General features: G+C 59.6%; 11 protein-coding genes and 1 pseudogene. 10 read left to right on the top strand and 2 right to left on the bottom strand.

Annotated features, from left to right (window positions below):
• The coding region (locus tag Q0349_RS11715; RefSeq protein WP_298081177.1) for a hypothetical protein at nucleotides 1-452 on the top strand (452 nt) is incomplete at its 5' end.
• Between the two features lie 752 nt (nucleotides 453-1204).
• On the opposite strand, the gene Q0349_RS11710 is transcribed toward Q0349_RS11715, so the two are convergent.
• Together Q0349_RS11710 and rpsT are read right to left on the bottom strand one after the other, a co-directional pair.
• A complete protein-coding gene (locus Q0349_RS11710; RefSeq protein ID WP_298081175.1) occupies nucleotides 1205-1597 on the bottom strand; it encodes a diacylglycerol kinase in 393 nt (130 codons plus the stop codon).
• A gap of 63 nt (nucleotides 1598-1660) precedes the next feature.
• On the bottom strand, nucleotides 1661-1930 hold the full coding sequence (gene rpsT / locus Q0349_RS11705) for a 30S ribosomal protein S20 (RefSeq protein WP_298081174.1): 270 nt from the start codon (nucleotides 1928-1930) through the stop codon (nucleotides 1661-1663).
• A 170-nt stretch (nucleotides 1931-2100) separates the two neighbouring features.
• On the opposite strand from rpsT, the gene hemL reads away from it, so the two are divergent.
• From hemL to Q0349_RS11660, 9 genes and pseudogenes are all read left to right on the top strand, one after another.
• Nucleotides 2101-3393, top strand: coding sequence for a glutamate-1-semialdehyde 2,1-aminomutase (gene hemL / locus Q0349_RS11700; RefSeq protein ID WP_298081173.1), 1293 nt, complete (start codon nucleotides 2101-2103; stop codon nucleotides 3391-3393).
• Complete coding sequence (gene pdxH / locus Q0349_RS11695) at nucleotides 3393-4031, top strand: pyridoxamine 5'-phosphate oxidase (RefSeq protein WP_298081171.1); 639 nt, start codon at nucleotides 3393-3395, stop codon at nucleotides 4029-4031. Before hemL ends, pdxH begins: the two co-directional genes overlap by 1 nt.
• Nucleotides 4028-4921, top strand: a complete 894-nt coding sequence (locus Q0349_RS11690) for a methylenetetrahydrofolate reductase (RefSeq protein WP_298081168.1) — start codon at nucleotides 4028-4030, stop codon at nucleotides 4919-4921. The genes pdxH and Q0349_RS11690 overlap by 4 nt, the downstream gene beginning before the upstream one ends.
• Nucleotides 4918-5220 carry a type II toxin-antitoxin system RelE/ParE family toxin gene (locus Q0349_RS11685; protein WP_298081166.1) on the top strand — a complete coding sequence of 101 codons (303 nt, stop codon included), beginning with the start codon at nucleotides 4918-4920 and terminating at the stop codon, nucleotides 5218-5220. Before Q0349_RS11690 ends, Q0349_RS11685 begins: the two co-directional genes overlap by 4 nt.
• Nucleotides 5217-5672 (top strand): addiction module antidote protein, encoded by a 456-nt coding sequence (locus Q0349_RS11680; protein ID WP_298081164.1) that lies wholly within the window; start codon nucleotides 5217-5219, stop codon nucleotides 5670-5672. Before Q0349_RS11685 ends, Q0349_RS11680 begins: the two co-directional genes overlap by 4 nt.
• A 25-nt stretch (nucleotides 5673-5697) precedes the next feature.
• On the top strand, nucleotides 5698-6063 hold the full coding sequence (locus Q0349_RS11675; protein WP_298081162.1) for a hypothetical protein: 366 nt from the start codon (nucleotides 5698-5700) through the stop codon (nucleotides 6061-6063).
• Between the two features lie 164 nt (nucleotides 6064-6227).
• Nucleotides 6228-6419, top strand: a pseudogene (gene rpoZ, locus Q0349_RS14160) (DNA-directed RNA polymerase subunit omega); the annotation flags it as partial.
• Nucleotides 6420-6577: 158 nt separating this feature from the next.
• Entirely contained in the window at nucleotides 6578-8788 is a 2211-nt protein-coding gene (locus Q0349_RS11665; RefSeq protein WP_298081159.1) for a RelA/SpoT family protein, read from the top strand.
• On the top strand, nucleotides 8785-9162 hold the full coding sequence (locus Q0349_RS11660) for a RidA family protein (protein ID WP_298081156.1): 378 nt from the start codon (nucleotides 8785-8787) through the stop codon (nucleotides 9160-9162). Before Q0349_RS11665 ends, Q0349_RS11660 begins: the two co-directional genes overlap by 4 nt.
• Nucleotides 9163-9291 lie beyond the last annotated feature (129 nt).

Here is a 9291-nt window from a genome sequence, read left to right as displayed (position 1 = left end):
TGAAAAGCAGGGCGGTCTTTGAAGAACTCTGCAAAACGGCGGGCGAAAAAATTTACCGGACTGCGGAGAATGTGGAAGGCGTTACCTTATTGAAAGTATGGAATGAAGGAGTTAAACGTAGTGAAGATAGACTATGGAAATATGCGGGGCTGGCAGAACAATATGGCGATGGAAATTATATTAGAGGATTTTTGGAATGGGAAGCCGAGATAGTGCCAACAGGCTACCCACACTATAAAGATATGCTATTAGTACCTGAAAAAGAAACGCGCCCTTATATTTTACATGGCAGATATTCTTATGTAGATGTCAAACAAAAAGATGGAACGTTTTTACGCTATCAGTTGGGGGAAAATTATAAAAAAGACTATAAAATGATTTCCATACCCATATCAAAGCCTGCCCGCTATGCCGTTACTTTCGATAATCCCATTGTTCCGGAAGAACGGTAATAGATTTACAAGACAATACGGTGATGGCGACCAAAGACTGGTACAGTTTTGAAAGCCAGTAGGGCTATGGTAGTTATACCATGTAGGCAACCGCAGCTACCGTCCGGATCCGGGCAAGTCATCAACCGCTTATCCTATCTGTCTCTTTATTGGAGATGTGCTTAAACCCAAACCAGAAGAACAGCAATGAGCAATATAGCCACCCACCGAAAGTCTCATACGATGTTGCGTCGCCTCATCGGGAACCTTAAAAATAGCGGCGCTATTTTTTAAGGGAAACCCGCGCCGTACAACTGCGTACTGCCTTCAGCGACGCATCTTGTCTGAAACTTTCGATGAACGGCTATATTACGCAGAAAAATGACATCCGTAATGGTCTGGAATTTTTAACTGACCCATCGCTGTCGCATTCAATGATGGGGGGTACTGACTGAATGCTGCGCCCAAGATGACTGACTAGCATTGGCGATCATGCCATGGACGCTACCCCCACCCCAGCCGTTTCTCTCGCTTCGCGAGCAAGGCTTACTGTCTTCGGCAGCGCGTCTTGTCTGAGACTTTGGGTGTATTGCTATGCTACGAATGACCGGGTCGTCGCGGAATTTTGTTAAAAATGGCCATATTGGCAATGGCAAACGGACAGGTGCGTAGGGCTTTCTTATCGTGCTGAATGGTGCACCATGTGCGCTGCATCTTTTGAAGCGACTTTCTTTTCTTATGACGCAAATTCGGACTGGAGGATTTCACGTTTTTTATGCGGCAAGCCAGCCATAAAGCGCCATGCCCCAGAGGAGGGCGATGAAGGTGAGGCAGGTGTATTGTGCGGCGGAACCCGCGTCCTTGGCGCGTTTGGCGAGCGGGTGGATTTCGAGCGAGGTGTGGTCAACCGCCGCTTCCAGCGCGGTGTTGAGCAGTTCGGTGATGAGCGACATCCCGGAGGCGAGGACCAGCAGCATTTTTTCGGCAAGCGGGAAGGGCAGGAAGATGAGCAGGGCGAGCAGGATGCCGTGCAGGCAGAGCAGTTCGCGGAAGCCTGCTTCTTCGATTGCCGCCCTGATGCCGTCCAGGGAGTAGCCGAGCGCCTTGCGGATGCGACCCAGGCTGCTTTTGCGACCTTTGTATTGTTCGGATGGGTTGTTTTGCATGGTTTTCTCTTGTTTTGGGCAAAGAAAAACCCGCCGGGGCGGGTTGGTGCGTCAGGCGTTGTTTCAGGCGGCGGTGGCGGCCTTGATTTTGGCGCTGAGGCGGCTTTTCAGGCGGGCGGCCTTGTTTTTGTGAATGAGGCCTTTGCGCGCGGCACGGTCAAGTGCGGATGAGGCGCTGACGTAGATGGCTTGCAGGCCGCTTTTGTCGCTGCCTTCAAGGGCGCGCAGGACCTTTTTGACGGCGGTGCGCATACTGGAACGCTGGCTGGCGTTGCGGGCGCGGGCTTTTTCGGCTTGTCTGACGCGTTTTTTTGCTTGTGCTGTGTTAGCCAATGTATTTCTCCTGATTGGAATCCGGGTGTTTTTGAGGGCGCGGATAATGCCGTTTTTTGGCTTTGTTGTCAATGTGTTTCGCAGTTTTGGGGCGTGCTTGACCTGGGTGATTGTTTTCCGTCTGCCGGGCTTGGATAATGCCGCCTTTCCTGTTTTTCAGAGGGTTTTTTATGTTGTCGCAACAGGCTTTTCTGGCCGCACAGAAGGTAATCCCCGGTGGGGTCAATTCACCGGTGCGCGCGTTTCGCGGGGTCGGCGGTACGCCGCGCTTTATTGCCCGTGCGGAAGGGGCTTATATTTTTGATGTCGATGGCCGCCGTTATGTTGATTTTGTCGGCTCGTATGGCCCGGCGATTGTCGGTCATGCGCATCCGGGGATTGTCCACGCGGTGCAGCAGGCGGCGGAAAACGGCCTGAGCTTCGGCGCGCCGACAGTGGCAGAGACGCAGTTGGCGGAAGCCATTGTCGCCCGTGTGCCGGGGGTGGAGATGGTGCGGATGTGCAATTCGGGGACGGAGGCGACGATGAGCGCCATCCGCCTCGCCCGCGCTTTTACCGGGCGCACGGATTTTTTGAAGTTCGCCGGCTGTTATCACGGCCATAGCGACGGCCTGCTGGTCGCTGCCGGTTCGGGTGCGTTGACCATCGGCGTGCCGGATTCGCCCGGTGTGCCGCCCGCTTATGCGCAGCACACGCTGACCGCGCCGTATAACGACATCGCCGCGCTGGAGCAGGTGTTTGCCGCGCACGGCGAACGGCTGGCGGCGGTGATTGTCGAGCCGGTCGCGGGCAATATGAGTTGCGTCCCGCCTGACCCGGCGTTTTTGCGCGCGCTGCGCCATTTATGCAGCAAGTTCGGCACGGTGCTGATTTTTGACGAGGTGATGACCGGTTTCCGCATCGCCCGTGGCGGGGCGCAGGAGCTGTTCGGCATCGAGGCCGATTTGGTGACGCTGGGCAAGATTATCGGCGGCGGGATGCCGGTCGGCGCCTTTGGCGGACGGCGCGAGATAATGGAGCTGCTCGCCCCGCTCGGCGGCGTTTATCAGGCGGGGACGCTCTCCGGCAATCCGGTGTCGATGGCGGCGGGGCTGGTCAGCCTGCGCCTGACCGACGACCCGGTGTTTTACAAGAATCTGACGGAAATCACCACCGCCCTTGCCGACGGCCTGCTTGACCGCGCCAGGGCGCACCGCATCCCGCTGGTGGTCAATCACGTCTGCGGGATGCTCGGCCTCTTTTTCACGAAAGAAGACCGCATCGACAATCTCGACGCGGTCAAGCGCTGTGACGCCGCCCGCTTCGCCCGCTTCTTCCACCTGATGCTGGATGAGGGCGTGTCCCTCGCGCCGTCGCCGTTTGAAGCCATCTTCACCGGCAGCCAGCACAACGCCGCCGTGCTGGACGACACCTTGCGCGCCGCCGACCGCGTCTTCACCCGGCTGAAAGCGGAGGAACACTGATGGACATCGGCAACATCCGCCACGATTTCGACGCCCACCCACCGCTCGAACGGGAAGACCTGCTTGACGACCCGGTTGCGCAATTTGAGCGCTGGTTCAACGACGCGCTTGCCGCAAAAATCGCCGAGCCGAACGGCTTTGTCCTCGCAACCGTCGCCGCCGACGGCCAACCCTCACAGCGCGCGGTACTGCTCAAATACTTCGACCGCGACGGCTTCGTCTTCTACACCAACTACGACAGCCGCAAGGCGCAAGAAATCGCGGGCAACCGCAAAGTCTCGATGCTTTTCCCCTGGTTTGCATTGCAGCGGCAAATCAAAATCGAAGGCGAAGTAGAAAAAGTCTCGCGCGAACAAACGCTCAAATACTTCCTCTCGCGCCCGAAAGGCAGCCAGCTCGGCGCGTGGAGCTCGACGCAAAGCAAAGTCATCAGCTCGCGCCAACTGCTGCTGCAACAATGGGAGCGGATGAAAGCCAAATTCGCCGACGGCCACATCCCGCTGCCCGACTTCTGGGGCGGCTACCGCATCCGCCCGCTGGCGATCGAATTCTGGCAAGGCCAGCCGAACCGCCTGCACGACCGCTTCCTCTACCGCCGCAGCGGCGACGATTGGACAATAGAAAGACTTGCCCCATGAACAACCCCATCACCACCAAAGACCTGCAAGCACTCATCCACGGCTACAGCATCGAAATCGCGCCGAAAGCGGCGCAAAAAATCGGCGACTTCCGCCCGTGGCTGGCGGCGGGTACCCAAGTCTATGTGCCGCACCTGCGCGGCAGCGACATCGGCGACACCCTCGCCACCTGCGAACAGCTGCAAAGCCAACAAATGCAAGCCGTGCCGCACATCGTGCTGCGCAACTACCGCAGCGAAGCCGAACTGCGACAAACCCTTGAGCGCGTGCGCGCGCTCGGTATTGAGCGCGCCCTGCTGCTCGCCGGCGCGGCACCGCAGCCGCTTGGCCCCTACGACAGCGTGATGAGCCTGCTCAAAACCGGGCTGCTGCAAGACTACCCCTTCGCCCACATCGGCTTTGCCGGACACCCCGAAGGCTCGCCCGACATTCCCCGCGCCGAACAAGAAGCAGCGGAGGCGCAAAAACAGGGCTACGCGCTGAGCTACCCGGCGGATTACGCCTTCATCACCCAGTTCTGCTTTGAAATGCCGCCGATTGCCGCCTGGCTGGAACAACTACAGGCGCGGCAAATCACCCTGCCGGTACACATCGGCATCCCCGGCGTTGCCAGCCTGCAATCGCTCATCCGCCACGCCCAAGCCTGCGGCATCGGCGCCTCGATGAGCTTCCTCTGGAAAAACGCACGCAACGTGCGCAAGCTGATGAGCCTCAACACCCCGGACAAACTGCTGTGCGACCTCGCCGCCTACCGCCGCGACCACCCGGACAGCGCCCTGCGCCAACTGCACTTCTACCCGCTCGGCGGCTTTGAAACCACGATTCACTGGCTGCGCGCCATCGAAGCGGGCGACATCCGCCTCAGCGAAGACGGCTTCACCGTCCCATGACCGACTATCGCCTCGAAACCACGCCCGTTTACGATGACTGGCTGGAAAACCTGAAAGACCGGCAGGCCAGGGCCGTTATTGAACTGCGGATGCGCCGGGCAGAAGAAGGCAACCTGGGCGACCACAAAAGCGTGGGACACGGCATCAGCGAAATGCGCGTACACATTGGCACGGGCTACCGACTCTATTACACCGTGCGCGATAGACAAATCATCTTCCTGCTGCTTGGTGACGACAAAAACAGCCAGAAAGCCGACATCGCCGCCGCGAAAAAAATCAAAAAGGAGCTGTTCCCATGATAAAAACCAGACCCTACGACCCCACCCGCTACTTCCACGACGACGAAGACATCGCCGTTTACCTGCAAGTTGCGCTGCAAGAGTCCATCGCCGACAACGACTACAGCCTGCTTGCCCACGCCATCGAAACCTCCGCCAAGGCACGCGGCATGACCGCACTGGCAAACGCGGCAGGCATCCCGCGCAACGAACTCTATGACCTGCTCGAGGCTGATGCGCCGATGCCTTTTGCCACCCTGCACAAACTGCTGGCTGTGCTGGGCGTACAAGTCTCGCTCACACCCGCCGCCCCCGGCAAAAGTGAAGTCGCTACGGAAGCAACCACCAACGGCGCCGTCGCCGAAGCGGTGTATGAACCCGCCGAACCGGTAGCACCCGCCAAAAAAACGGGGAAAAAGCCCCTGCCCAAAACCGCCCGCGACAAAAAAGCCCCGGCGCGGGCAGAAGCCTGATTCACACCATAAACAAGGACACCCCATGCACAAACTCCCCGCCCTCGCCACCCTGCTCCTCGCCGCCTGTACCAGCCAAACCGCCTTCCTCACCGGCGTCCCCGAACTGCCCGCCGGAGATGACATCTTCTGGGCGTACTACTGCGACAGCGGCGCCGAACTCCAAATCAACTACGCCAACATGGGCGGCGAATACAGCGCCACCCCAAAACTCAAAGAAGGCAAGCGCGTGCTGCCGCGCCGCAGCGCATACGACTTTGACGACGGCGAATACCGCTGGACGAGTAACGACGGTGGCCGCTCCTTCCGCCTCAGCCACGGCGACCAGACCGTGTACGGACAATGCAGCGCGCGCCGCCAACTCGACAAGGACGCGATGTATATCCGCTAACTACGCGTAAAAATACATACATCACCCCCGCTACCCTGTATGTAAACCGCGACCCTCGCCTGCAAAAAAACCAACCGTTGCCGCGCCACTGCACCCCGCCAGAGCGCGGCAACTTTGCTAAAATGCAGCCCTTTCCCCCATACCAGCACACACACGGAGAACCCATGGCCCGCGTCACCATCGAAGACTGCCTCAAAGACGAAAACAACCGCTTCCGCCTCGTACTCGCCGCTTCCCGCCGCGCGCGACAAATTGCCGACGGCCACCAGGCCCTTGTTCCCGCAGAAGGCGACAAGGTCACGGTCATCGCCCTGCGCGAAATCGCCGAAGACAAAACCACCATTGACGCCCTGCTGCGCGGTCACAAGCCCGTCCCCGTCCCGCCCGTTGCCGAAGAAATTCCCGAAGGCGATGGCAATGCCGAAAATGACATTGACCTTGAAGCCGAAGATGACGACAGCGACGACATTGACGAAGCCGAAGACCATCCCGAAGACACCACCACGGAATAGCCATGAACCCTGCGCCGCTTGCCCTCGAATACCAACCGTTCGCCGTATTCAGCGGCGCCCAAACCCTGCAAGCGGCGTATGACGACCTCGCCGCCGAACTGAAAAAATACCTCGACCCCGAAGACATGGAAAAAATGCTGCGCTGTGCCGTCTATGGCGCCGCAGCCCATGAGGGGCAAAAACGCCAGAGCGGCGAACCCTACTTCATCCATCCCATCGCCGTCTGCCGTATCCTCGCCCGCCAGCGCTTTGACCTGCCGGTGTTGCAGGCGGGGCTTTTGCACGACGTCCTCGAAGACACCATCGTCAAAAAAACCGACATGGCGGCGGAATTTGGCGAAGAAGTCACCCGCCTCGTCGATGGCGTCAGCAAACTCGACCGCCTGAAAAAAACCGCGCCGCAAGCTGCCGTCGCCGACAGCTTCCGCAAAATGTTCCTCGCCACCTCGGACGACCCGCGCGTCCTCATCATCAAGCTGGCCGACCGCCTGCACAATATGCAAACCCTCGGCGTGATGCGGCGCGACAAGCAGTACCGCATCGCCAAGGAAACGATGGAAGTGTACGCGCCGATAGCGAGCCGCCTCGGCCTCTACTACTTCAGCATCCAGCTGCAAGACCTCGCTTTCTCCTACCTGCACCCGTGGCGACACGCCGTGCTGCGCAAACGCTACCTCGAACACTTCGCCCGCAACGAAACCCTCGACCGCGTCAAGGGCGCGCTGCAACCACGCCTGCAAGCGCTCGGCGTCAAGGCCTCTATCAACAAGCGCCAGCGCCACCTCTGGGGCGTGTACGAGCGCATGGGGCGCAAACAGAGCTTCCGCGAAGCCATCCGCACCGTCCCCATCCGCATCATCACCGACAACGAAGACAACTGCTACCGCATCCTCGGCAGCCTGCACGGCCTTTACCGCCCGGTGCACGGCAAATTTGAAGACTACATCGCAGCGCCGAAAAGCAACGGCTACCGCTCGCTGCACACCAGCGTCCTCATGCCGGACGGCATCATGCTCAACGTGCAAATCCGCACACGCGACATGCACACCCTGGCAGAGGCGGGCATCATCTCCGTCTGGCACCAATACGCCAAACAGCGCGCCGTGCAAATCGAAGCGCACAGCATCGAAGCCGAAAAAAATATGCGCGAATGGCTGTCGCGTCTCAAAGAAATCCAGAACCTCACCGACGACCCGCTCCAGTTCTACGACACCATCAAAAAAGAGCTCGTCTCCAACGACATCTCCGTTTACACCCCGCAGGGCGAAGTCATCGACCTGCCGCGCCACGCCACCCCGGTGGATTTCGCCTACGCCATCCACACCAAAATCGGCAACCACTGCATCGGTGCCACCGTCAACGGCAAGCCTTACCCCATCTACAAACCGCTGGAAATGGCGCAGACCGTGGAAATCCACACCAGCCCCGACGCCCGGCCACACGCGGGCTGGCTCCAGTTCGTCGTCTCCCGCCGCGCCCGCGAAGCCATCAACAAATACCTCAAAGAGCTGGCGCGCAAAGACGCGCGTACCCTCGGCCAGCGCCTGCTCGGCAACGCCCTGCGCCGCCTCGGCCACAACATCGACCACATCGACGACGCCCGCTGGCAACACTACCTCGAACAAAGCGGCACCGACCGCAACACCCTGCTCACCCAAATCGGTCAGGGACTGCAACAACCGGCACTCGTTGCCAGCGCGCTGATTGAAAACGGCGACCCGGCTGCCCCGGCGATGGCCGACGACAGCACCAACACCCGCCAGCTCGAAGTGCACAGCGCCTTTGAAAGCGGCATCACCCTCGCCGAATGCTGCCACCCGCTGCCGCAAGAGCCCATCATCGGCCAAATCGTGCCGGGCATCGGCATCCACATCCACCGCCGCGAATGCCCGATGCGCGGCATCGTTGGCGGCGAAGAATGGATCAGCGCCACCTGGGCGGCAGAGCGCAAAGGCCTCTTCCCCGCCGCCATCGAAATCGAAGCCTACGAACACCCGCGCCTGCTCGCCGACGTCTCCAGCGCCATCGCCGACGCCGACGCCAACATCACCGACTTCCAGATGAACCCGGCCGCGCACGACACCCACCGGCGCATCCTCACCGTGTGGATTGAAGTACGCGACCGCGAACACCTGACGCAAATCACCCGGCATTTGCGCCTGCTGGAAGACACCATCGAAATCCGCCGGGTAGAAAGGAGCCAAAATCCATGACCAAACAAATCATCCACACTGACAAGGCACCGGCTGCCATCGGCCCGTACTCACAAGCCGTACGCACCGGCAACCTCGTCTTCCTCTCCGGGCAAATCCCGATAGACCCGGCCACCGGCGAACTCGAACACCACTTCGACGTCCAGGTTGAGCGCGTCTTCACCAACCTGCTCGCCGTCTGCCAGGCCGCCGGGGGCGATTTCAGCAACATCGTCAAACTCAACATCTTCCTCACCGACATGGAGCGCTTCGCCGAAGTAAACGAAGTGATGAAACGCTACTTCACCGCGCCCTTCCCGGCACGCGCGGCGATAGCCGTGCGCGCCCTGCCCCGCGACGCCCAAATCGAAATCGAAGGCGTGATGGCGCTGTAAACCGCACCACATCGCACACACTCGCGCAGGGCTTGCCCTGCGCGAATGCCATCTGCCACCCACATATCGCGATACTCACAAAGTTCTGTACAAGGCGCGCCGCCGAAGACAGTACAAATTATAGCCATC

This window comes from uncultured Cardiobacterium sp. (assembly GCF_938028185.1).
Taxonomy (GTDB): Bacteria; Pseudomonadota; Gammaproteobacteria; order Cardiobacteriales; family Cardiobacteriaceae; genus Cardiobacterium.
This window is presented reverse-complemented; position numbering and strand designations above follow the sequence as displayed.

Coding starts and splice junctions, on each gene's coding strand:
- hemL (WP_298081173.1), top strand. CDS start 2,101: ATGTTGTCGCAACAGGCTTTTCTGGCCGCACAGAAGGTAATCCCCGGT.
- Q0349_RS11665 (WP_298081159.1), top strand. CDS start 6,578: ATGAACCCTGCGCCGCTTGCCCTCGAATACCAACCGTTCGCCGTATTC.
- Q0349_RS11690 (WP_298081168.1), top strand. CDS start 4,028: ATGAACAACCCCATCACCACCAAAGACCTGCAAGCACTCATCCACGGC.
- Q0349_RS11685 (WP_298081166.1), top strand. CDS start 4,918: ATGACCGACTATCGCCTCGAAACCACGCCCGTTTACGATGACTGGCTG.
- Q0349_RS11675 (WP_298081162.1), top strand. CDS start 5,698: ATGCACAAACTCCCCGCCCTCGCCACCCTGCTCCTCGCCGCCTGTACC.
- Q0349_RS11680 (WP_298081164.1), top strand. CDS start 5,217: ATGATAAAAACCAGACCCTACGACCCCACCCGCTACTTCCACGACGAC.
- pdxH (WP_298081171.1), top strand. CDS start 3,393: ATGGACATCGGCAACATCCGCCACGATTTCGACGCCCACCCACCGCTC.
- Q0349_RS11660 (WP_298081156.1), top strand. CDS start 8,785: ATGACCAAACAAATCATCCACACTGACAAGGCACCGGCTGCCATCGGC.
- Q0349_RS11710 (WP_298081175.1), bottom strand. CDS start 1,597: ATGCAAAACAACCCATCCGAACAATACAAAGGTCGCAAAAGCAGCCTG.